The organism is Enterobacter cloacae complex sp. P15RS, assembly GCF_014895905.1.
In the GTDB taxonomy this organism is placed as follows: domain Bacteria; phylum Pseudomonadota; class Gammaproteobacteria; order Enterobacterales; family Enterobacteriaceae; genus Enterobacter; species Enterobacter quasihormaechei.
Genome location: NZ_JADBQL010000016.1, coordinates 93,449 through 115,272 on the forward strand (window position 1 = coordinate 93,449; position 21,824 = coordinate 115,272).

20 protein-coding genes are annotated in these 21,824 nt (G+C 56.1%); 14 read left to right on the top strand and 6 right to left on the bottom strand.

All coding sequences use genetic code 11. The features are described from left to right. Positions 1–241 precede the first annotated feature (241 nt). Positions 242–1,423, top strand: coding sequence for a sugar efflux transporter SetB (gene setB, locus IM267_RS10565; RefSeq protein WP_193033365.1), 1,182 nt, complete (start codon positions 242–244; stop codon positions 1,421–1,423). Here the strand turns inward: setB and IM267_RS10570 are convergent. Next, positions 1,420–1,674 (bottom strand): YkgJ family cysteine cluster protein, encoded by a 255-nt coding sequence (locus IM267_RS10570; RefSeq protein ID WP_063450332.1) that lies wholly within the window; start codon positions 1,672–1,674, stop codon positions 1,420–1,422. The genes setB and IM267_RS10570 overlap by 4 nt on opposite strands. 164 nt (positions 1,675–1,838) lie before the next feature. On the opposite strand from IM267_RS10570, the gene yeiP reads away from it, so the two are divergent. Next, a complete protein-coding gene (gene yeiP, locus IM267_RS10575; RefSeq protein WP_014884579.1) occupies positions 1,839–2,411 on the top strand; it encodes an elongation factor P-like protein YeiP in 573 nt (190 codons plus the stop codon). Between the two features lie 116 nt (positions 2,412–2,527). On the opposite strand, the gene uxuA is transcribed toward yeiP, so the two are convergent. Continuing rightward, entirely contained in the window at positions 2,528–3,718 is a 1,191-nt protein-coding gene (uxuA, locus tag IM267_RS10580) for a mannonate dehydratase (protein WP_193033366.1), read from the bottom strand. A gap of 205 nt (positions 3,719–3,923) precedes the next feature. Here uxuA and IM267_RS10585 point away from each other — a divergent pair, with 205 nt between their 5' ends. From IM267_RS10585 to yejF, 9 genes are all read left to right on the top strand, one after another. Continuing rightward, positions 3,924–5,390 carry a mannitol dehydrogenase family protein gene (locus tag IM267_RS10585; protein WP_193033367.1) on the top strand — a complete coding sequence of 489 codons (1,467 nt, stop codon included), beginning with the start codon at positions 3,924–3,926 and terminating at the stop codon, positions 5,388–5,390. A 123-nt stretch (positions 5,391–5,513) separates the two neighbouring features. Next, the gene (locus tag IM267_RS10590; RefSeq protein WP_131636570.1) at positions 5,514–6,500 is read left to right on the top strand and encodes a GTP-binding protein; all 987 of its coding nucleotides are present in this window, start codon (positions 5,514–5,516) and stop codon (positions 6,498–6,500) included. A 33-nt stretch (positions 6,501–6,533) separates the two neighbouring features. After that, entirely contained in the window at positions 6,534–7,247 is a 714-nt protein-coding gene (locus IM267_RS10595) for a phosphatase PAP2 family protein (protein ID WP_063450336.1), read from the top strand. A gap of 415 nt (positions 7,248–7,662) precedes the next feature. Then, positions 7,663–8,232 (top strand): bifunctional murein DD-endopeptidase/murein LD-carboxypeptidase, encoded by a 570-nt coding sequence (mepS, locus tag IM267_RS10600; RefSeq protein ID WP_003859364.1) that lies wholly within the window; start codon positions 7,663–7,665, stop codon positions 8,230–8,232. A 128-nt stretch (positions 8,233–8,360) separates the two neighbouring features. Continuing rightward, positions 8,361–9,914 carry a cyclic di-GMP phosphodiesterase gene (locus tag IM267_RS10605; protein WP_193033368.1) on the top strand — a complete coding sequence of 518 codons (1,554 nt, stop codon included), beginning with the start codon at positions 8,361–8,363 and terminating at the stop codon, positions 9,912–9,914. 75 nt (positions 9,915–9,989) lie between these two features. Next, entirely contained in the window at positions 9,990–11,795 is a 1,806-nt protein-coding gene (locus IM267_RS10610; RefSeq protein WP_193033430.1) for an extracellular solute-binding protein, read from the top strand. Positions 11,796–11,804: 9 nt separating this feature from the next. Beyond that, positions 11,805–12,899, top strand: coding sequence for a microcin C ABC transporter permease YejB (locus tag IM267_RS10615; RefSeq protein WP_102750720.1), 1,095 nt, complete (start codon positions 11,805–11,807; stop codon positions 12,897–12,899). After that, the gene (locus tag IM267_RS10620; RefSeq protein ID WP_063868280.1) at positions 12,899–13,924 is read left to right on the top strand and encodes a microcin C ABC transporter permease; all 1,026 of its coding nucleotides are present in this window, start codon (positions 12,899–12,901) and stop codon (positions 13,922–13,924) included. The genes IM267_RS10615 and IM267_RS10620 overlap by 1 nt, the downstream gene beginning before the upstream one ends. A 1-nt stretch (position 13,925) precedes the next feature. Next, positions 13,926–15,515: a microcin C ABC transporter ATP-binding protein YejF gene (gene yejF, locus IM267_RS10625; RefSeq protein WP_193033369.1), complete on the top strand. Its 1,590-nt coding sequence runs from the start codon at positions 13,926–13,928 to the stop codon at positions 15,513–15,515. A 3-nt stretch (positions 15,516–15,518) separates the two neighbouring features. Here the strand turns inward: yejF and IM267_RS10630 are convergent, their stop codons facing one another. The 3 genes from IM267_RS10630 to rsuA all read right to left on the bottom strand — a co-directional run bounded on the left by IM267_RS10630 (position 15,519) and on the right by rsuA (position 18,062). Then, the gene (locus IM267_RS10630) at positions 15,519–15,863 is read right to left on the bottom strand and encodes a YejG family protein (protein WP_003859372.1); all 345 of its coding nucleotides are present in this window, start codon (positions 15,861–15,863) and stop codon (positions 15,519–15,521) included. A gap of 276 nt (positions 15,864–16,139) precedes the next feature. Further along, a complete protein-coding gene (locus tag IM267_RS10635) occupies positions 16,140–17,339 on the bottom strand; it encodes a Bcr/CflA family multidrug efflux MFS transporter (protein ID WP_063868273.1) in 1,200 nt (399 codons plus the stop codon). Between the two features lie 15 nt (positions 17,340–17,354). Further along, a complete protein-coding gene (gene rsuA, locus IM267_RS10640) occupies positions 17,355–18,062 on the bottom strand; it encodes a 16S rRNA pseudouridine(516) synthase RsuA (RefSeq protein ID WP_063868272.1) in 708 nt (235 codons plus the stop codon). Between the two features lie 151 nt (positions 18,063–18,213). On the opposite strand from rsuA, the gene IM267_RS10645 reads away from it, so the two are divergent. Together IM267_RS10645 and rplY are read left to right on the top strand one after the other, a co-directional pair. Next, a complete protein-coding gene (locus IM267_RS10645) occupies positions 18,214–19,974 on the top strand; it encodes a DEAD/DEAH box helicase (protein WP_193033370.1) in 1,761 nt (586 codons plus the stop codon). A gap of 125 nt (positions 19,975–20,099) precedes the next feature. Then, entirely contained in the window at positions 20,100–20,384 is a 285-nt protein-coding gene (gene rplY / locus IM267_RS10650; protein ID WP_063450345.1) for a 50S ribosomal protein L25, read from the top strand. 51 nt (positions 20,385–20,435) lie between these two features. Here rplY and yejK read toward each other — a convergent pair whose 3' ends face one another. Continuing rightward, positions 20,436–21,443, bottom strand: coding sequence for a nucleoid-associated protein YejK (gene yejK, locus IM267_RS10655; protein WP_028016284.1), 1,008 nt, complete (start codon positions 21,441–21,443; stop codon positions 20,436–20,438). 134 nt (positions 21,444–21,577) lie between these two features. Here yejK and IM267_RS10660 point away from each other — a divergent pair, with 134 nt between their 5' ends. Further along, complete coding sequence (locus IM267_RS10660; RefSeq protein WP_063450346.1) at positions 21,578–21,805, top strand: YejL family protein; 228 nt, start codon at positions 21,578–21,580, stop codon at positions 21,803–21,805. The last annotated feature ends 19 nt before the right edge of the window (positions 21,806–21,824 follow it).

Genomic DNA, 21,824 nt, shown 5'->3' on the forward strand with positions numbered 1-21,824 from the left:
CTACAACAGGTTGCAAGAAAAGTTACATTTCTTGTTGCAGAATTTAGAAGTGCAGCACATTTCTTCTTCAGCCCAGGGGATTTTGCTGATGTTCAGCAAACAGGTTCAGCACGCTTCAGCGAGGCGGCGCGAAAGTGAAATGCCATTTTGATTTTTTGTAGCAATCTTGACTTTACCCTCTGTTTATTTAATGACGGGCGGCGTAAACTCCGCCTCTCTCTGTTACTCGCAAAGACTGAACATGCATAACACCCCCGCTGCCGCCTCACCAAAGCCCTTTGATTTGACGTCAACGGCGTTTTTGATTGTTGCTTTCCTCACCGGTATTGCCGGTGCGTTACAAACGCCTACGCTGAGCCTGTTTCTGACCAACGAAGTTCACGCCCGTCCGGCGATGGTCGGCTTCTTCTTTACCGGGAGCGCCATCATTGGCATTTTCGTCAGCCAGTTTCTTGCTGGTCGTTCAGACCGAAAAGGCGATCGCAAAAGCCTGATCGTTTTTTGCTGCCTGCTCGGGGTGTTTGCCTGCCTGCTGTTTGCCTGGAACCGTAACTACTTCATTCTGCTGTTTGTGGGCGTCTTCCTGAGCAGCTTCGGCTCTACCGCCAACCCGCAGATGTTCGCCCTTGCCCGCGAGCACGCGGACCGCACCGGGCGGGAAGCGGTGATGTTCAGCTCCATACTGCGTGCTCAGGTGTCGCTGGCCTGGGTAATTGGTCCCCCGCTCGCCTACGCGCTGGCGATGGGTTTTGGCTTTACGGTGATGTACCTGAGCGCAGCCGTGGCCTTCGTGGTGTGCGGCGCGATGGTCTGGTTCTTCCTGCCCTCCATGCGTAAAGAGCCGAAAGTGGCGACCGGCACGCTGGAGGCACCGCGACGTAACCGGCGCGATGCGCTGCTGTTATTCATTATCTGTACCCTGATGTGGGGAACGAACAGCCTCTATATCATTAATATGCCGCTGTTTATTATTGATGAGCTGCATCTGCCGGAGAAGCTGGCCGGGATCATGATGGGAACCGCCGCGGGGCTTGAAATCCCAACCATGCTGATTGCGGGCTATTACGCGAAGCGCTTCGGCAAGCGCTTTTTGATGCGCATCGCCGCCGCTGCCGGGCTGCTGTTTTATATCGGTATGCTGACGGTCCATACGCCAGCGCTGCTTCTTGCTTTACAGCTGCTGAACGCCATTTACATCGGCATTCTGGCCGGTATTGGCATGCTCTATTTCCAGGATCTGATGCCGGGTCAGGCGGGCTCTGCCACCACCCTTTATACGAATACCACCCGCGTGGGCTGGATTATTGCAGGCTCGCTGGCGGGCGTGGTGGCTGAAATCTGGAACTATCACACGGTGTTCTGGATTGCGCTGGTGATGTGCGTCCTGACGCTGAGCTGCCTGACGCGCATAAAAGACGTTTAGGGCGCGGTGAGCGCTTCCAGCTCAAGCAGATAAGTAATGGCCTGCTGGCGCGTACTGCCGCACATTTCGGCGGTTGGCTGTAGCCCGGAGCACACTTTCGGGCGTAACGGCGAGCCAAAGATCATGCACAGGTTGGATTCCGAGAGCTGAACGCAGCGGGTATTGGCAGGCTTGCCGTCCGGCATGCCTGGAATGGGACTTGAGATGGACGGTGCGGTACAGCACGCGCCACAATCGGAACGACAATCCATACATGCTCTCTGTGGGTGGCAAATGCCCGCGTGGTCGGGCATTGCGCGCACAGTAACACCTTTTATGTATTGATAGCAAAAGCCACGAATTCCGCTTGCCTGAAAGGCCGCGCGCGAGTAATTTGGCGCGATATTTTTTACCTCCCGTATACAGGATTACTGCAATGCCAAGAGCGAACGAAATTAAGAAAGGTATGGTACTGAATTACAACGGCAAACTGCTGATTGTGAAAGATATCGACATTCAGGCACCAAGCGCCCGTGGCGCAGCAACGCTGTACAAAATGCGTTTCGCCGACGTCCGTACCGGCCTGAAAGTGGAAGAACGTTTCAAAGGTGACGATATCGTGGATACCGTGACCCTGACCCGCCGCTACGTTGATTTCTCGTATGTCGACGGTAACGAATACGTGTTCATGGATAAAGAAGATTACACCCCGTATATTTTCACCAAAGACCAGATCGAAGAAGAGCTGCTGTTTATTCCTGAAGGTGGAATGCCGGACATGCAGGTGCTGACCTGGGATGGCGTGCTGCTGGCGCTGGAGCTGCCGCAGACCGTTGATCTGGAAATAGTGGAAACGGCGCCGGGCATCAAAGGCGCGTCTGCAAGCGCGCGTAACAAACCGGCTACCCTGACGACCGGTCTGGTCGTACAGGTGCCTGAATACCTGTCAGCGGGCGAGAAGATCCGCATCCATATCGAAGAAAAACGCTATATGGGTCGCGCTGACTGATAGTGGCGTTTGCCGGGTGGCGGCTTCGCCTTACCCGGCCTACAAATACACAAAAACCGGCTTCAGAGCCGGTTTTTCGTAGGCCCGGTAAGCGAAGCGCCACCGGGCAATACCATCTACAGAAGCTCAGGATATTTGGTCATTTTCAGCGCCAGCTCAATACCGCGCACTTCCGCCATGCCCTTCAGACGACCAATCGCCGAATAGCCCGGATTCGTTTTCTTGCGCAGATCGTCCAGCATCTGGTGCCCGTGATCCGGACGGAACGGGATAGGACGCACATCGCCCGCCTGTTTACGCCGTACTTCTTCAGCCAGAATGGCATCTACCACCGCAACCATATTCACGTCACCGCCAAGATGCGCGGCTTCGTGGAAGGTTTTCGGGTTCTCTTCCCGGCAGGTTGCGCGCAGGTGGGTAAAGTGAATGCGATCGCCGAAGGTTTCGATCATCCGCACCAGATCGTTATCCGCACGCACGCCATAGGAGCCCGTACACATGGTAAAGCCGTTGTAGATGCTATCCACCGTCTCCTTCAGCCACTGCATATCGTCGATTGTCGACACGATACGCGGCAGGCCAAGGATAGGACGCGGAGGATCGTCCGGATGGACCGCCAGGCGCACGCCCGCTTCTTCGGCCACCGGCACGATAGCGCGCAGGAAATGCGCCATGTTTTCACGCAGCTGGTTTTTATCGATATCGCCGTATTCCGCCAGGCGCGCGCGGAACTGATCGAGGGTGTATCCTTCTTCCGCCCCCGGCAGGCCCGCGATGATATTGCGGACCAGTTTGTCTACGTCCGCTTCACTGGCGGCTTTAAACCACGCCAGCGCCTGCTGCTGCTCTTCGGCGGTATAGTCGGCTTCCGCGCCTGGACGCTTCAGAATGTGCAGCTCGAAAGCCGCAAACGCGATTTGATCGAAGCGCAGCGCTTTCGAACCATCGGCCATTTCATATTCCAGGTCGGTACGCGTCCAGTCCAGAATCGGCATAAAGTTATAGCAGACGGTATCAATACCGCAGGCCGCCAGGTTACGAATGCTCTGCTGATAATTCGCAATCCAGGTTTCACACTCGCCGGAATGGGTTTTAATGTCTTCGTGAACCGGAATACTTTCCACGACAGACCAGGTTAACCCCTTCTCAGCCAGCTGTGCCTGACGCTTTTGAATTTCCGCAACCGGCCACACCTGACCGTTCGGAATATGATGCAGCGCTGTGACCACACCCGTTGCGCCAGCCTGACGCACATCATCAAGAGAAACCGGATCGTTCGGCCCGTACCAACGCCAGGTTTGTTCCATTGCCCCACCCTCTCAAGTTGTTATACCAATACATGTTAGCTCAATGACGACTACCATACATGTTTAATCGGAGTGGTCAACACAGCGCGCGACATTGATTGATCAAACTCACATAACAGGGATATTTACGGCTTACCAATTTAATTTGTTGTCATATAACTTTACACTGGCGTTGTTAATTAATGGTTAATCAGGTGTGTACTACATGAAGACTATTGCCTCCACCGCGCTTCCTGCTCATGTCCAGCAGCCCCGCTACGATCGCCAGCAGTTACGCTCCCGCATCGTCCATTTCGGCTTTGGTGCGTTCCACCGGGCGCATCAGGCGTTGTTAACAAACCGGGTGCTGAACGCCAAAGGAGGCGACTGGGGAATTTGTGAGATTAGCCTCTTTAGCGGCGATGTCCTCATGAGCCAGCTCCGGGCGCAGGATCATCTTTTTACCGTGCTTGAGAAAGGTGCCGAAGGTAACCAGCCGATTATTATTGGTGCGGTAAAAGCGTGCCTGAACGCAAAACTCGACTCGCTGGCGGCCATTATTGAGAAGTTCTGCGAACCGCAGGTAGCAATTGTCTCCCTCACCATAACCGAAAAAGGCTACTGCATCGATCCGGCGACGGGAAAGCTGGATATGCAAAACAGCCGCATCCTTCACGATCTGGAGCACCCGTCTGAGCCGCATTCCGCGCCGGGAATTCTGGTCGAAGCGCTTCATCGCCGCCGCGAACGGGGCCTGCCGGCGTTTACCGTGCTCTCCTGCGACAATATCCCCGACAACGGTCACGTGGTGAAAAACGCCGTACTCGGCATGGCCGCAAAGCGTTCCGCAGAGCTGGCCGGATGGATAGAGACGCACGTGAGCTTCCCCGGCACCATGGTCGACCGAATCGTGCCCGCCGCCACCGACGCCTCGCTCGCGGAAATCACCCGGGAGCTGGGGGTTGACGATCCCTGCGCCATCAGCTGTGAACCGTTCATTCAGTGGGTGGTGGAAGATAATTTTGTCGCCGGGCGCCCGGAGTGGGAGGTTGCAGGCGTACAGATGGTTGACGACGTCCTGCCCTGGGAGCAGATGAAGCTGCGGATGCTGAACGGCAGCCACTCCTTCCTCGCTTATCTGGGCTACCTTGCCGGTTACGCGCACATTAATGAATGCATGCAGGACGACAGTTTCCGCGAGGCAGCCCGCAGACTGATGCTGAATGAGCAGGCCCCTACGCTTCGCATCACCAACGTCGATCTGACGGCGTATGCCGACAGCCTGCTTGACCGCTTCGCCAACCCGGCGCTACAGCACCGTACATGGCAAATCGCCATGGACGGCAGCCAGAAGCTGCCTCAACGCATGCTGGATGGGATCCGCGTCCATCTTGAACGTAAGACCGCCTGGCCACTTCTGGCACTGGGAGTGGCGGGCTGGATGCGCTACGTCAGCGGTACGGATGAACAGGGCAACGCCATCGACGTGCGCGACCCTCTGAGCGAAAAGTTTCAGGCGCTTGCTGAAGCCAGCAGCGACGCGGAACGCGTTAATGCCCTGCTGGCGCTTAAAGAAATCTTTGGCGATGACCTGCCGCAAAACCCGGTGTTTGTCGAGGCGATAACCGGAGCGTACCAGCGCCTCGTCCGGCTCGGCGCGCGTCAGGCCGTTATCGAAACGTTAAAAATTTAGCGATTATTGCGTTTAAGGCGAACGGTTTTGCGCTCCGTTCGCCCTCCCTCTTCTCAATGCCCGTTTTTTTCGTCAGGATGATAGATAATTGTTACGACATCACAATTATCTATCGGAGCGAACGTGACCAAAACCAACCTGATCACCGGTTTTCTCGGCAGCGGTAAAACTACGTCCATTCTGCATTTGCTGGCCAATAAAGATCCGGCGGAAAAGTGGGCCGTGCTGGTCAACGAATTTGGCGAAGTGGGGATCGACGGCGCGTTGCTCGCCGACAGCGGCGCAATGGTGAAAGAGATCCCGGGCGGGTGCATGTGCTGCGTGAATGGTCTGCCGATGCAGGTCGGCCTGAATACGCTGCTGCGCCAGGGTAAGCCGGACCGTCTGCTGATTGAGCCCACCGGCCTGGGTCATCCGAAGCAAATCCTTGATTTACTCACCGCCCCGGTATACGAGCCATGGCTTGAGCTGCGCGCGACGCTTTGCCTGCTTGATCCCCGCCAGCTTCTGGATGAAAAAGCGATCGGTAATGACAATTTCCGCGATCAGCTCGCCTCGGCAGACATTATCGTGGCGAATAAATCCGATCGCGCGACGGCCGAGAGCGAGGCCGCGTTCGAAGCCTGGTGGCAGCAGGCTGGCGGTGGACGTCGGTATGTTCAGACAACCCAGGGCAACATTGATGGCGCCCTGCTCGACCTTCCCCGCCTCAACCAGACGCAACTGCCCGCCAGCGCAGAGCATTCCCACAGCCACGGCGCGAAGCAAGGACTGGCCGCACTGAGCCTGCCGGAACATCAGCGCTGGCGCCGAAATCTGAACAGCGGCCAGGGGCACCAGGCGTGCGGATGGATCTTCGATGCCGATACGGTTTTCGACACCATTGGTATACTGGAGTGGGCGAGACTGGCTCCGGTTGAGCGGGTAAAAGGGATCATGCGCACCCCGGATGGTCTGGTTCGCATTAACCGTCAGGGCGAGGATTTCTTCATTGAAACCCAGAACGTCGCACCGCCGGACAGCCGGATAGAGTTAATTAGTGCGGTTAATACCGACTGGAATGCCCTCCAGTCAAGCTTGTTGAAGCTTCGTTTAAGTTTGGGCGGCTAACGTTGCCGCTGGTTCTATTCAGTGCTGAAGACTATGACGACTCGACTTCCTGCTATTTTATTGCTCAATGCTGCCGGCCTGGCGATCTTTTTCTCCTGGTATCTTCCGGTGGATCACGGTTTCTGGTTCCCGCTGGATTCCGGACTTTTCCACTTCTTTAACCAGGCGCTGGCGAAGAGCGAGGCCTTCCTGTGGCTGGTTGCGATCACCAACAACCGCGCCTTTGACGGCTGTTCGCTGCTGGCAATGGGCTGCCTGATGCTCTCCTTCTGGCTGAAAGAAGACAAAACGGGTCGTCGCCGTATTCTGATTATCGGCCTGGTGATGCTGCTGACCGCCGTGATTATCAACCAGCTGGCGCAGCATCTGATGCCGGTTAAACGCGCCAGTCCGTCGCTCTCTTTCCCGAACATTAACCGCGTCAGCGAGCTGCTGCATATTCCAACCAAAGATGCCTCGAAGGACAGTTTCCCGGGCGACCACGGTATGATGCTGCTGATTTTTGCTGGCTTTATGCTGCGCTATTTCGGTAAAAAAGCCTTCGCCATCGCCCTGGTTATTGTTGTGGTATTCGCATTCCCGCGGGTAATGATCGGCGCGCACTGGCTGACCGATATCGCCGTGGGCTCATTCACGGCGGTGTTGATTGGCTTACCCTGGGTACTGATGACCCCGTTGAGCGATCGCTTAATAGGTATTTTTGATCGCTATCTTCCCGGCAAATTTAAACAAGTCGGAAACAAATAAATAACGCAAATTAACACCATTCATCAGGGATTGTTTTCGATCCCTGACTCCCTTCTTACCGGCGTCATTCATCCCTGTCATCTTCCCGTCATACTATTCGTGATAAAAATGAAGCAATTGCAGGGATTAGCGTCAGGAATGGCGGCGTTTTGAGCATTTTCACGCTGTAACGTTGTGTATCACAATTTCTTATAAAAAAAGGGACTTTTTTGCTCGCAATACCCTGAGCAATCGGTTAACCTCGAACTCGTTTTGCCCCACTGAGACAATTATTATCGTGGTGAATAATTTTGTGCGTTGCGCCACAGTTTTCACCATAAAGAATTGTCTCATTGTGAACAGATAATTAGTCTCGTCACGGTTGGCATTTTTATAACGATATTTTCGTTAAGGACTTCAAGGGAAAACAAACAAAATGGTCAAATCTCAACCAATCTTGAGATATATCTTGCGGGGGATCCCGGCGATTGCAGTGGCGGTTCTGCTTTCGGCATGTAGCACAACGAATACCGCGAAGAATATGCATCCTGAGACGCGTGTTGTGGGAATGGAAGATTCCTCTTCACTGCAAGCCTCTCAGGATGAATTTGAAAATATGGTACGTAATCTCGACGTTAAGTCGCGCATTATGGATCAGTATGCTGACTGGAAAGGCGTGCGTTACCGTCTGGGCGGCAGCACCAAGAAAGGCATCGATTGTTCTGCGTTCGTACAGCGTACGTTCCGCGAGCAGTTTGGGTTAGACCTTCCGCGTTCTACCTATGAACAGCAGGAAATGGGCAAGTCCATTTCGCGTACTAAACTGCGCACGGGAGATTTAGTCCTGTTCAGAGCGGGTTCAACCGGTCGGCACGTTGGCATCTATATCGGTAACGATCAGTTTGTCCATGCTTCCACCAGCAGCGGCGTGACGATTTCCAGCATGAACGAACCTTACTGGAAGAAACGCTACAACGAAGCTCGCCGCGTTCTGAGCCGTAGTTAATCTTGCTGTCGTATCGTTGGTTATCCCTTGGCTGGCGATACGATAAAAAAAAGCACTGCTCCGGCAGTGTTTTTTTTTGCCCGTTACACTGATAGACATCCAGCGGCATTTCAGGAATCACGACATCTATGTTTACCCGCTACTTCTCCAGCAACCGCAAAATACTGTTTCTCAGTTTTCTTACGGGGTTATTCACCGCCCTGCTTCTGGGTGCGTTACAGTTTTACTGGAGTTATCACAAGCGAGAAGTCAGGTTCGACACCCTCATTACGGATTTAAGCGTCTATATGGAGGGCTATTTTGACGAGCTCAAAACGTCTATTGATACGCTCCAGCCGCTCACGCTGAACAGCTGTGACGAAGTCAGCGCGGCGCTGACCTCACGCGCGGCCTTCAGCATTAACGTGCGCGCCTTTTTGCTGGTCAGGGATAAACAGGCCTTCTGCTCTTCAGCAACAGGCCCGATGAATACCCCGATGGAAACGCTTATTCCTCAATTACATATCAGCAAACCTGTTGATATCGCGCTCCTGCCGGGCACGCCCATGCTGCCGGATAAGCCCGCGATTGCCATCTGGTATCGCAATCCGCTGGTGAAAGACGGCGGCGTGTTTACCTCCGTCAACCTCAACCTGTCGCCATACCTTCTCTACACCTCGCGTCAGGATGAGTTTGCCGGCATTGCCATCGTCATAGGCGATTCTGCGTTGTCCACCCGGTCCGAAATGCTGGTTCAGGCAAGTGAGTTACCTGACGTCCCTGCGCGCACCGCCACGCTGAAAAATATTCCTCTGACCGTAAACGTCTATGCGCAGGCCTGGACGACCGATGAGGTGCTGTACGCCGTCTTTTTCGGCCTGGTCTGCGGCATCGCGGCGGGTCTGCTCAACTTCTATATTCTCACTATCCGTCTGAATCCCGGGAAAGAGATCCTCACGGCCATCAAGCGCGACCAGTTTTACGTGGTCTATCAACCCGTCGTGGATGCGCAGTCGCTCAAAATGACCGGGCTGGAAGTCCTGATGCGCTGGAAGCACCCGGTAATGGGTGAAATCCCACCGGACGCCTTTATCACTTTCGCCGAAGCGCAGAAGCTGATCGTTCCGCTGACGCTGCACCTTTTTGACCTGATCGTTCGCGATGCCCCGGTTCTGCAAACGCGGCTTCCGCCCGGCGCCAAGTTCGGGATAAACATCGCGCCCGGTCATCTGCATGCGGAAAGCTTTAAAGAGGATATGCTCGCCTTTGCCGCTGCCCTGCCACCCGATCACTTCCAGATAGTGCTGGAAATAACCGAGCGCGACATGATTAACCACCGCGAGGCTAATCAGTTGTTCGAATGGCTGCACGATGAAGGTTTTGAAATCGCCATCGATGATTTTGGTACCGGCCACAGCGCGCTGATCTATCTTGAACGCTTCACCATGGATTACCTGAAAATAGATCGCGGTTTCGTGAACGCCATCGGGACGGAGACCGTCACCTCGCCGGTGCTTGACGCGGTGCTGACGCTGGCGGGACGCCTGAATATGTTAACCGTCGCCGAGGGCGTTGAAACGCCTGAGCAGGCGGCGTGGCTGCGCGAGCATGGCGTGAACTATCTTCAGGGCTACTGGATCGGCCGCCCGATGCCGCTGGAGGAGTTTAAGACGTGGCAGCCCGACGTCACGCTCGGGGAATAATTTCACAATCGCGGCGCAGTCACTTATTATTCTCCTCAACCGAGCCTGCCTGTGAACAAAGGGATCCGCCGCACGATGATTATGCGCGTTGTAGTGATGCTGTTGGCGCTGGTGAGCCTGTCGAGCCAGGCGCAGTCCATCAAAGAAAGCACGGCCTTTGCCGTCATAGGCGAGCCGAAATACGCGGTCAACTTTACCCACTACGATTACGTGAACCCCGCCGCACCCAAAGGCGGGAACGTGACGCTTTCCGCCACGGGAACGTTTGATAACTTTAACCGCTTTGCCCTTCGCGGCGTGGCGGCAGCCCGAACCGAATCCCTCTATGACACGCTGTTTGTCACCTCCGACGACGAGCCCGGTAGCTATTATCCCCTGGTTGCCGAGAACGTGCGTTACGCTGATGATTTTAGCTGGGCAGAAATCGCGATCAATCCGCAGGCGCGTTTTCATGACGGCTCCCCGGTTAGCGCCCGCGACGTGGCGTTCACCTTTCATAAATTTATGACCGAGGGCGTACCGCAGTTTCGTCTGGTGTACAAGGGCACCACGGTGAAAGCCATCGCCCCGCTGACCGTGCGAATCGAACTGAGTGAGCCGAACAAAGAGAACATGCTGAGCCTGCTCTCCCTGCCCGTCATGCCTGAATCGTTCTGGAAAAACCATAAGCTGAGCGATCCCCTCTCTACCCCGCCGCTGGCCGGAGGACCCTATCGCATTACCGACTGGCGCATGGGCCAGTATGTGATCTATTCCCGCGTAAAAGATTACTGGGCTGCCGCGCTGCCGGTAAACCGTGGCCGCTGGAACTTCGATACCCTCCGCTACGACTACTACCTCGATGACAACGTGGCCTTCGAGGCATTTAAGGCAGGCGCGTTTGATTTACGTGTCGAAAACAGCGCTAAAAACTGGGCTACCCGGTATATCGGAAAAAATTTCGCGAAAGGCTATATCGTTAAAGACGAACACAAAAATGAATCTGCGCAAGATACGCGCTGGCTGGCATTTAACATCCAGCGTCCGGTGTTTTCCGATCGTCGGGTGCGTGAAGCCATTACCCTGGCGTTTGATTTTGAATGGATGAACAAAGCGCTGTTCTACGGAGCCTACAGCCGGGCGAACAGCTATTTCCAGAATACCGAATACGCCGCCCGTGATTATCCCCACGCGGATGAACTGGTTCTGCTGGCTCCGATGAAAGCGCAGCTACCGCCGGAGGTGTTCACCCGCGTATTTGAACCGCCCAAATCCGACGGAAACGGGTTCGACCGTGAAAATCTGCTGAAAGCCAGCAAGCTGCTGGATGACGCCGGGTGGGTGCTGAAAAACCAGCAGCGGGTGAATGCCAAAACCGGTAAACCCCTGAGCTTCGAACTGCTGATTGCCTCCGGCGCGAACGACCAGTGGGTGCTGCCCTTTAAGAAGAACCTTGCCCGGCTTGGGGTGATCATGAATATTCGCCAGGTGGATATCGCGCAGCTTACCAACCGCAAGCGCAGCCGCGATTACGACATGATGCAGAGCCTGTGGGCCGCGCAGCCGTGGCCGAGTTCAGATCTGCAAATCTCCTGGGCATCGGGCTATATCAACTCCTCCTACAACGCACCGGGCGTCAAGAGCCCGGTGATTGATGCGCTGATTGCGAAAATCGTGGCCGCTCAGGGCGATAAAGAGAAACTTCTGCCGCTCGGGCGGGCGCTTGACCGGGTGTTAACCTGGAACTATTACATGCTGCCGATGTGGTACATGGGTGAAGATCGCGTGGCCCGCTGGGACAAATTCTCCCTGCCCGCCGTTCGCCCGGTTTATACACTTGGTTTTGATACGTGGTGGTATGACGTGAATAAAGCCGCAAAACTGCCCGCAGCGCGGCGTTAAGGAGTGACGATGGGCGCTTATCTTATCCGCCGGCTGCTGCTGGTGATCCCGACGCTGTGGGCCATCATCACCATTAACTTTTTCATCGTGCAGATTGCCCCCGGCGGCCCGGTGGACCAGGCGATTGCGGCAATAGAATTTGGTCACGCTGGCGGCATGCCGGGCGGCGGCGGCGAAGGGATGGGCGCCAGCCATGCCCGGACGGGCGTGGGCAATATCAGCGAAAGCCACTACCGGGGCGGCCGTGGACTGGATCCGGAGGTGATCGCCGAGATCACCCACCGCTATGGTTTCGATAAGCCGCTGCACGAACGTTATTTCAACATGCTCTGGGATTACGTCCGTTTCGATTTTGGCGACAGCCTGTTTCGCAGCGCCTCGGTGTTAACCCTGATCAAACAAAGCCTGCCGGTGTCCATCACGCTCGGGCTGTGGGGAACGCTGATAATCTATCTGGTCTCCATTCCGCTGGGGATCCGCAAAGCGGTCCACAACGGTAGCCGTTTCGATATCTGGAGCAGCACGTTCATTATTATTGGCTACGCGATCCCGGCGTTTCTGTTCGCCGTGCTGCTGATTGTCTTTTTTGCCGGCGGCAGTTATTTCGACCTCTTCCCGCTGCGCGGGCTGGTTTCCGCGGATTTCAGCACGCTGCCGTGGTATCAAAAAATCACCGACTACTTCTGGCACATCACGCTTCCGGTGCTGGCGACGGTTATTGGTGGCTTTGCGGCGCTTACGATGCTCACCAAAAACGCTTTTCTCGATGAGATCCGCAAGCAGTACGTGGTCACCGCCCGCGCCAAAGGCGTCGGTGAAAAGCAGATTATGTGGAAGCACGTTTTTCGCAACGCCATGCTGCTGGTGATTGCCGGTTTTCCCGCCACGTTCATCAGTATGTTTTTTACCGGCTCGCTGCTGATAGAAGTGATGTTCTCTCTCAACGGATTAGGGCTGCTGGGCTATGAGGCCACCGTCTCCCGTGATTATCCGGTGATGTTTGGCACACTGTACATTTTCACCCTGATCGGCCTGCTGCTGAATATCATCAGCGATATCAGCTATACGCTGGTCGATCCCCGTATCGATTTTGAGGGCCGCTGATGTCGCGTTTAAGCCCCGTCAATCAGGCCCGCTGGGCTCGCTTTCGCCACAACCGTCGCGGCTACTGGTCGCTGTGGATCTTCGCCGTCCTGTTCGCCTTAAGTCTGTGTTCGGAACTGATTGCCAACGATAAACCCCTGCTGGTGCATTTCAAAGACCGCTGGTACGTGCCGGTACTTACTACCTATAGCGAAAGCGATTTTGGCGGTCCGTTTGCGACGCCAGCCGAGTATCAGGATCCCTGGCTGCGTGAACAGATCGCGCAGCACGGCTGGGCGCTCTGGGCACCGATTCGCTTTGGCGCGAACAGCATAAACTATGCCACCTCCACCCCCTTCCCTTCCCCGCCTTCCTCGCAGAACTGGCTGGGAACGGACGCGAACGGCGGTGATGTGCTGGCGCGCATTCTTTACGGCACCCGCATCTCGCTCCTGTTTGGACTGATGCTGACGCTCTTTTCCAGCATCATGGGCGTCGTGGCGGGCGCCGTGCAGGGCTATTACGGTGGGAAAATCGATTTGTGGGGGCAGCGCGTGATTGAAGTCTGGTCCGGTATGCCGACGCTGTTTCTGATAATCCTGCTTTCCAGCGTGGTTCAGCCTGGCTTCTGGTGGCTGCTCGGGATCACCGTCCTGTTCGGCTGGATGGCGCTGGTCGGCGTGGTGCGCGCGGAGTTTCTGCGCACGCGAAATTACGACTATATTCGCGCTGCGCAGGCGTTAGGCGTGAGCGATCGCGCAATCATCTTCCGCCATATGCTTCCCAATGCGGTGGTGGCGACCCTCACCTTCCTGCCGTTTATTTTGTGTAGCTCCATCACCACCCTGACGTCGCTCGATTTTCTGGGCTTCGGTTTGCCGTTGGGCTCACCGTCTCTTGGCGAACTGCTGTTACAGGGCAAAAACAACCTTCAGGCCCCCTGGCTGGGCATCGCCGCATTCCTTTCCGTGGCGGTGCTGCTTTCCCTGCTGATTTTTATTGGCGAAGCCGTGCGCGATGCCTTCGATCCCAACAAGGCGGTATGACATGACCCAGCCTCTTCTGAGCATAGAAAACCTGTCGATTGCGTTTTCAAAGCAGGGCGAATCACGCACGGTAGTGACGGATTTATCGTTGCAGATCCAGCGCGGAGAGACGCTGGCGCTGGTTGGGGAATCCGGTTCCGGTAAAAGCGTCTCGGCACTTTCGGTGCTGCGCCTGCTCCCTTCCCCGCCGGTCAGCTATCCGCAGGGAGACATTCTGTTCCATGGACAATCGCTGCTGAATGCGGATGAACAAACCCTGCGCGGCATTCGCGGCAATAAAATTGCCATGATTTTCCAGGAGCCGATGGTGTCGCTTAACCCACTGCATACGCTGGAAAAACAGCTCTATGAAGTGCTGTCACTTCATCGGGGGATGCGTAAAGAGGCGGCGCGGGGTGAAATTCTGGACTGCCTGGAGCGCACCGGCATTCGTCATGCGGCGAAACGGCTGAACGATTTCCCGCACCAGCTTTCCGGCGGCGAGCGTCAGCGCGTGATGATCGCGATGGCCCTGCTGACGCGCCCCGAGCTGTTGATTGCGGATGAACCCACCACCGCGCTGGACGTCACGGTGCAGGCGCAAATTCTGCAACTGCTGCGCGAGCTTCGCGACGAGCTGAACATGAGCCTGCTGTTTATTACGCACAACCTGAGCATCGTGAAAAAGCTCGCTGACGCGGTGGCCGTGATGCAAAACGGCCGCTGCGTGGAACAGAACAGGGCATCCGCCCTGCTGAGCGCGCCTCAGCACCCGTATACCCGGCGCCTGCTGGACAGCGAACCTTCTGGCGACCCGGTTCCGCTTAACGCCGACAGCGCGCCGTTGCTGAAGGTTGAGGGGCTGTCGGTGTCATTCCCGATCCGCAAGGGCATTTTGCGCCGCGTGGTTGATCATAATCATGTCCTGAAAAACATGAGCTTCTCTCTGCGTGCGGGTGAGTCGCTTGGGCTTGTGGGCGAATCCGGCTCGGGCAAAAGCACCACCGGCCTGGCGCTGCTGCGCCTGATTGCCTCGCAGGGAGACATTCTCTTTGACGGCATGCCGCTGCAAAACCTGAGCCGCCGCCAAATGCTGCCCGTCCGCCCGCGCATGCAGGTGGTATTTCAGGATCCGAACTCTTCGCTGAACCCGCGGCTAAGCGTGTTGCAGATTGTCGAGGAGGGCCTGCGCGTCCACCAGCCCGCGCTGACGGCACAGCAGCGCGAAAGTGAGGTGAAGCGGGTGCTGGCGGAAGTCGGGTTAGATCCCGAAACCCGCCACCGCTACCCGGCAGAGTTTTCCGGCGGCCAGCGCCAGCGTATCGCGATTGCCCGCGCGCTGATCCTGAAACCGGAGCTGATCGTGCTGGACGAGCCGACGTCCTCGCTGGACCGCACCGTGCAGGCGCAGATCCTGACGCTGCTGAAGGGACTACAGGAAAAGCATCGGCTGGCCTATATCTTTATCAGCCACGATTTACAGGTGGTGCGTGCGCTTTGCCATCAGGTGGTGGTATTGCGGCAGGGAGAGGTTGTTGAGCAAGGAGAGTGCCAGCGCGTATTTACCGCGCCGACGCAGGATTACACGCGCCAGCTATTGTCCGCTGACTAGCACTCAGAAAGGATATTGACCGGAGAACGGTTCGGCAATCGCCACGCCGAAGTTTTTCAGGCGGCAGGTCGCGGCAAACTCATCCTGGCTGTTAACAAACAGGCACGGCTCACCTTCACATTCCAGCACGGAGCTGTCTACTTCGATGTCCGTCAGCGCCTGGCTGAGACGTTCCATAACCGGCCACGCGTTTTCATCGCTCGGGCTGAGCAGCTTGAGCGCCACCAGGCAATTATCCTCCCCTGCAACGCTTTGCGGAATCGGTTCAACTTTCGAACCTGCAAAACCCGTCGACCAGCGATAGCTCTGGGGCAAGCGATGGACAATGGAGAGTTGTAATGTATTCACGTTCAGTTCCCCGGAAGCAAATTTACTTCACAATTTATTTACATTTATAGTAACACATCATCGCCAACCTGCACTGTTTAGCGGATTTTATAGGCGTCACAGGCTCGCGTCGGCGCTATATGTACCCGTTTCTGCGATCTAACTCAACCTTTTTAAATACAATGATGTGACTTTTTACATAAATAGATTTTACATAAAAGAAACAAACACAGGGTAAACGAACGAAGGGTTGGTTGATATGGGTCAACAAAAAGGCCCGTATCGGGCCTTAAGCGTTCATTTATGCGCCGTCTTACGCGGCCGGCTGGCATACAGATAGAAGAGGATGGAGCTGGTCGCGCAGAGGGCGATCGCCCACAGCATCGGCCAGGCGGTATTAAACGTGGCCATTGAGAGCAGCGCTCCGACTATCGCGCCAATCCCGAAGCGGAACGTCCCTGCCAGCGACGAGGCGGTGCCCGCCATATGCGGGAATTCGTCGAGGATCACCGCCATCGCGTTGGACGAGACCATCGACACGCATCCGACAAACGCCGCCACGCCCACCACCAGCGCCCAGAAGCCGACGCCTAACAGCGCGCTCACCACCAGCCAGATAGCCATCACGAACTGGATCCACAGCCCGGCGCGGAACATATTCAGCGCCCCGACCCGCCGGACAAAGCGGCTGTTGATAATGGTCATGACAAACAGGAACACGATATTCAGCGCGAAGTAGTAGCCAAAGTGCTGGGGTGACACGTGGTTCAGTTCGATGTACACAAACGGCCCCGCGCTCAGAAACGAGAACATCCCGGCAAAGCTAAAGCCGCTGGCCAGCATATAGCTCAGCACGCGCTTGTGGCGAAACAGCGAGGCAAAGTTGCCAAGCGTGGTGCGAACGTGAAACTTCTGGCGTCGCTCGACCGGCAGCGTTTCATCGATAAAGACGAAGATCATGACCGAGGCCAGCAGCGCGGCAATCGCCAGGATCCAGAAAATCGCATGCCAGCTGAACCATACCAGCACCGCCCCGCCCACCATGGGAGCGACCAGCGGCGCAATGGTCGTGACCAGCATGACAAACGACATCATGCGCGAGAACTCTTCCTTCGGATAGACGTCGCGCATCAGGGCGTTAATCACCACGCTTGCCGCAGCCGCCGCCAGGCCATGGAAGAAACGCATCACGATCAGCTGATCGATACTCTGCGCCAGCGCACAGGCCACCGCCGCCGCGGCAAATATCAACGTTCCGCCCAGAATAACCGGTTTACGCCCCAGGCTGTCAGCCATTGGGCCATAAAAGAGCTGGCCGAGCGCGAACCCAAGGATGTAGGTGCTGAGCGTCATCTGCGCGCTGCCCGCCGGTACGCCAAACTGCGCGGAAATCACCGGCAGCGCGGGCAGATACATATCGATAGACAGCGGCATCAGCATGGCCAGCAGGCCAAGGATAAACACAATTTTAAACGACGAGTGTGGCCTGGTGGTCACAGGGTTCTCCTGAATTTAGCGTGAAGGCAGCCCGACGCTGGCGATCTCTTCTTCCGTCAGCGGGCGATATTCCCCTGGCGCCAGGTCGGGATCGAGCTCAATCGCGCCGATACGTTCACGATGCAGCCCCACCACGTGGTTGCCCACGGCGGCAAACATACGTTTCACCTGGTGGTAGCGGCCTTCACTGATGGTCAGACGGACGTCCGTTGGGGTGATGACTTCCAGCACCGCCGGTTTGGTCAGATCTTTTTCATTATGCAGCTGAACGCCTTTCGCGAATTGCTCTGCCGTGTCATCTGAGACCGGCGATTCCAGCGTCACCCGATAGGTTTTCTCACAGTGATGGCGCGGGGAGGTGATGCGGTGCGACCACTGCCCGTCATCGGTCATCAGCACCAGGCCGGTGGTATCAATATCCAGACGCCCTGCCGCATGCAGCTTGTGCGCCACAGGCTCATCCAGGAAGTAGAGCACCGTCGGGTGATCCGGATCGTCCGTTGAACAGACGTACCCTTCCGGTTTGTTGAGCATGAAGTAGCGCGGGCCATTCTGCTGGGTCAGCGGATTGCCGTCATACTCCACCTCGTGGTCGGGCTGGAGTTTAAAAGCGCTGTCTTTCACAATGTCGCCGTCCACGGTTACGCGGCTGGCGCGAATTTCACGCCCGGCAATAGCGCGGCTTACGCCGAGTTGCTGAGCGATAAACTTATCAAGTCGCATGAAATCTTTTTAGCCTTAATGGTGCTGGAAGTCGGACTACGCGTCCGAAAAAGAAGCAGTCAGAAACAGTTCAGTATAATGGTCTGGTTGCGCCACTCAAGGGAAAAAGTTTCGTGGCATACTATATGCGAGTTAACTGAATAGAGAAGCCATGACTTTCACACTACGCCCCTATCAGCAGGAAGCCGTTGATGCCACCCTCACCTGGTTTCGCAAGCACCGGGAACCCGCCGCCATCGTGCTCCCGACCGGAGCCGGTAAAAGCCTGGTGATTGCCGAACTGGCGCGCCTGGCCCGCGGGCGCGTGCTGGTGCTGGCGCACGTCAAAGAGCTGGTGGCGCAAAACCACGCCAAATATTGTGCGCTCGGCCTGGAGGCCGACATTTTTGCTGCCGGGCTGAAGCGCAAAGAGAGCCACGGAAAAGTGGTGTTTGGCAGCGTACAGTCGGTGGCCCGCAACCTGGACCTGTTTCGCAGCGAGTTTTCCCTGCTGATTGTCGACGAGTGTCACCGCATCAGCGATGACGACGACAGCCAGTATCAGCAAATCCTCACTCACCTGAAAGCGGTGAATCCTCAGATACGTCTGCTTGGCCTGACCGCCACGCCGTTTCGTCTGGGCAAGGGCTGGATTTATCAGTTCCATTATCACGGTATGGTGCGTGGCGACGAAAAAGCCCTGTTCCGCGACTGTATCTATGAGCTTCCGCTGCGCTACATGATCAAGCACGGCTACCTGACGCCGCCGGAACGGCTGGATATGCCGGTCGTGCAGTATGATTTCAGCCGCTTACAGGCGCAGAGCAACGGGCTGTTCAGCGAGGCGGATCTTAACCATGAGCTGAAAAAACAGAAGCGGATCACGCCGCATATCATCAGCCAGATTGAAGAGTTCGCGCAAACGCGTAAAGGGGTGATGATTTTTGCTGCCACCGTCGAACACGCGCGCGAAATCACGGGGCTGCTGCCCGCCGACAACGCGGCGTTAATTACCGGTGAAACCCCCGGGCCGGAGCGCGACAGCCTGATTGAGGCCTTCAAAGCCCAGCAGTTCCGCTACCTGGTGAATGTCTCCGTATTAACCACCGGGTTTGACGCCCCGCACGTCGACCTGATTGCGATCCTGCGCCCGACCGAATCCGTCAGCCTGTATCAGCAGATTGTCGGGCGCGGGCTGCGCCTGGCGCCGGGCAAAACCGACTGCCTGATCCTTGATTACGCCGGTAACCCGCACGATCTCTACTCCCCGGAAGTGGGCACGCCAAAAGGCAAAAGCGACAACGTGCCGGTACAGGTATTTTGCCCGGCCTGCGGGTTTGCCAACACCTTCTGGGGCAAAACCACCGCCGACGGCACGCTGATTGAGCACTTTGGCCGCCGCTGTCAGGGCTGGTTTGAAGACGACGACGGTCATCGCGAGCAGTGCGACTTCCGCTTCCGCTTCAAAAACTGCCCGCAGTGCAACGCCGAGAACGACATCGCTGCCCGCCGTTGTCGGGAGTGTGACACGGTGCTGGTCGACCCGGATGACATGCTGAAAGCGGCGCTGAAGCTGAAGGATGCGCTGGTGCTGCGCTGTTCCGGCATGGCGCTACAGCCCGGCGCGGATGAAAAAGGCGAGTGGCTAAAGATTACCTATTACGACGAGGACGGCGCAGACGTCAGCGAGCGGTTCAGGGTTCAGACGCCCGCCCAGCGAACCGCGTTCGAACAGCTTTTTATCCGCCCGCATACCCGCACGCCCGGCGTGCCGCTGCGCTGGATAACCGTGGCGGATATCGTGCACCAGCAGGTGCTGCTGCGCCATCCCGATTTCGTTGTCGCCCGCAAAAAAGGCCAGTTCTGGCAGGTGCGTGAGAAGGTCTTTGACTATGAAGGGCGCTTCCGGCGGGCAAACGAATTACGCGGTTAGCGGGACTTTTCGTTGATGCGCGCGCCATTTGAGTATAAAATGCCGCCCGCTTCACATCCGTGAGGCAGAACACTCACCTGCTGCTGGGTCGCCTGTAGCAGGGTTTTAAATACAGAGAGAAATCAATGTTCACTATCGAAGCAGAAGTACGTAACGTGCAGGGTAAGGGTGCGAGCCGCCGCCTGCGTACCGCTAACAAGTTCCCGGCTATCGTTTACGGTGGCGAAGCTGCTCCAGTTGCTATCGAACTGGATCACGACAAAGTATGGAACATGCAGACTAAAGCTGAATTCTACAGCGAAGTTCTGACCATCGTTGTTGGCGGTAAAGAAGAAAAAGTGAAAGTTCAGGCTGTTCAGCGTCACCCGTTCAAGCCAAAACTGTCTCACATCGACTTCGTTCGCGCGTAATCGCAAACCTGTCGAGAAAAACCCCGCTTCTGCGGGGTTTTTTTATGGCCGTTATTTACCGCCTGAGGTGCGACGCTGGAGCTGATCGCGCAGGTTCGGCGGCGTGCCTTTAATGGTCAGCGTGTCGGTGGCCGGATCCCAGAAGATACGTTCCCCGAGCAGCATGGCATCAAAGTTGATGGTTAACCCACCGCCGCTGCCGGCAAATTTCGTCAGCTGACGCAGGGTGCTGCGATCCGCCGGGAAGCTCTCTTCCAGCTCATAGCCTTTGTCCGCCGTAAATTCCTGGAAGCTGACTTCGCTGACGCCCGCCAGCTCTTTGGACAGCGACTCCAGCTCAATCTCTTCCCCGGCCTGTAACTGCTCGTTGCAGTAGCTGTAAACCTGCTGACGCACGTTCTGACGCTCAGACTTATCAAGCTGCGCCTCAGCCGTAAAGTCATCCACCGCCTGGAGCAGACCTTTATTCTGCGCTTTGGCGTTCAGCCCTTCGCTGGCGCCGAGGAAATCCATAAAGAAATCCGCCACTTTGCGGCCGACGCGGCCTTTGAGGAAGGTCAGGTAGCGCGTCGATTCCGGGTTGGTTTCCCATTCGGTTAAATCGATACGCGCCACAATATCCGCATGGTTGATATCCAGATAGTGCGTTGAGCTGATGTCCAGCTGCTCGTTCACGCGCATGCTGCTTAAGTTATTCAGCACGGTTACCAGCAGATACTCTACCGCCAGATAACGGTAGTGGCAGAACAGGACGATACCGCCATCGGCGAAGGGATATTTCGCCAGTTCGTCACGCAGACGGCCCGTGGCAGCGCGGCTGAACGCCAGGAAATCCTCTTCGCCCTGACGTTGCAGGCGCAGGCTATCCGCCAGCTCGCTCTCTTCGCTGAACAAGCCATAGGCTTTATTTTTCGCGCTATAGACGCGATGCAGCTCCGCCATCATCTCGACAACGGTAGGCGTTGGTTCCAGTAACGAATCGCGCAGCACCACTTCAAGGGTTTGCTCATCACGCTTGATAAGCTGGTGCAAGGCAATCTGGTTGATTTCCAGACTCATGATAAACTCTCCTTTTAGACCGGGCGGTATTCAACCACCACCAACGCATGTGTGCAACAGAAGATAAAAAAGGGGAAAAAAAGCTGTTGCTACGGTAATATGTCGCCCTTCTCTCAACAAACTGATTTTGATTTATGCCACAACATTCCCGCTACAGTGACGAACACGTTGAACAACTGCTCGGTGAGCTGGTCAACGTACTGGAAAAACATAAAACGCCAACCGATCTCTCCCTGATGGTTTTGGGAAATATGGTTACCAATCTGATTAATACCAGCGTTGCTCCGGCTCAGCGTCAGGCGATCGCCAAATCTTTCGCCCAGGCATTGCAGTCCTCCGTTAGCGACGACCAGGCACACTAAGGGAAACGAACAACAGTTT

Bases quoted from the DNA above. Each gene is read 5' to 3' on its own strand.
- setB (WP_193033365.1), top strand. From the start codon at position 242: ATGCATAACACCCCCGCTGCCGCCTCACCAAAGCCCTTTGATTTGACG.
- yejK (WP_028016284.1), bottom strand. From the start codon at position 21,443: ATGAGTCTGGAAATCAACCAGATTGCCTTGCACCAGCTTATCAAGCGT.
- rplY (WP_063450345.1), top strand. From the start codon at position 20,100: ATGTTCACTATCGAAGCAGAAGTACGTAACGTGCAGGGTAAGGGTGCG.
- IM267_RS10615 (WP_102750720.1), top strand. From the start codon at position 11,805: ATGGGCGCTTATCTTATCCGCCGGCTGCTGCTGGTGATCCCGACGCTG.
- IM267_RS10585 (WP_193033367.1), top strand. From the start codon at position 3,924: ATGAAGACTATTGCCTCCACCGCGCTTCCTGCTCATGTCCAGCAGCCC.
- IM267_RS10620 (WP_063868280.1), top strand. From the start codon at position 12,899: ATGTCGCGTTTAAGCCCCGTCAATCAGGCCCGCTGGGCTCGCTTTCGC.
- IM267_RS10595 (WP_063450336.1), top strand. From the start codon at position 6,534: ATGACGACTCGACTTCCTGCTATTTTATTGCTCAATGCTGCCGGCCTG.
- IM267_RS10605 (WP_193033368.1), top strand. From the start codon at position 8,361: ATGTTTACCCGCTACTTCTCCAGCAACCGCAAAATACTGTTTCTCAGT.
- yejF (WP_193033369.1), top strand. From the start codon at position 13,926: ATGACCCAGCCTCTTCTGAGCATAGAAAACCTGTCGATTGCGTTTTCA.
- IM267_RS10660 (WP_063450346.1), top strand. From the start codon at position 21,578: ATGCCACAACATTCCCGCTACAGTGACGAACACGTTGAACAACTGCTC.
- rsuA (WP_063868272.1), bottom strand. From the start codon at position 18,062: ATGCGACTTGATAAGTTTATCGCTCAGCAACTCGGCGTAAGCCGCGCT.
- IM267_RS10645 (WP_193033370.1), top strand. From the start codon at position 18,214: ATGACTTTCACACTACGCCCCTATCAGCAGGAAGCCGTTGATGCCACC.
- IM267_RS10570 (WP_063450332.1), bottom strand. From the start codon at position 1,674: ATGGATTGTCGTTCCGATTGTGGCGCGTGCTGTACCGCACCGTCCATC.
- IM267_RS10610 (WP_193033430.1), top strand. From the start codon at position 9,990: ATGATTATGCGCGTTGTAGTGATGCTGTTGGCGCTGGTGAGCCTGTCG.
- yeiP (WP_014884579.1), top strand. From the start codon at position 1,839: ATGCCAAGAGCGAACGAAATTAAGAAAGGTATGGTACTGAATTACAAC.
- uxuA (WP_193033366.1), bottom strand. From the start codon at position 3,718: ATGGAACAAACCTGGCGTTGGTACGGGCCGAACGATCCGGTTTCTCTT.
- mepS (WP_003859364.1), top strand. From the start codon at position 7,663: ATGGTCAAATCTCAACCAATCTTGAGATATATCTTGCGGGGGATCCCG.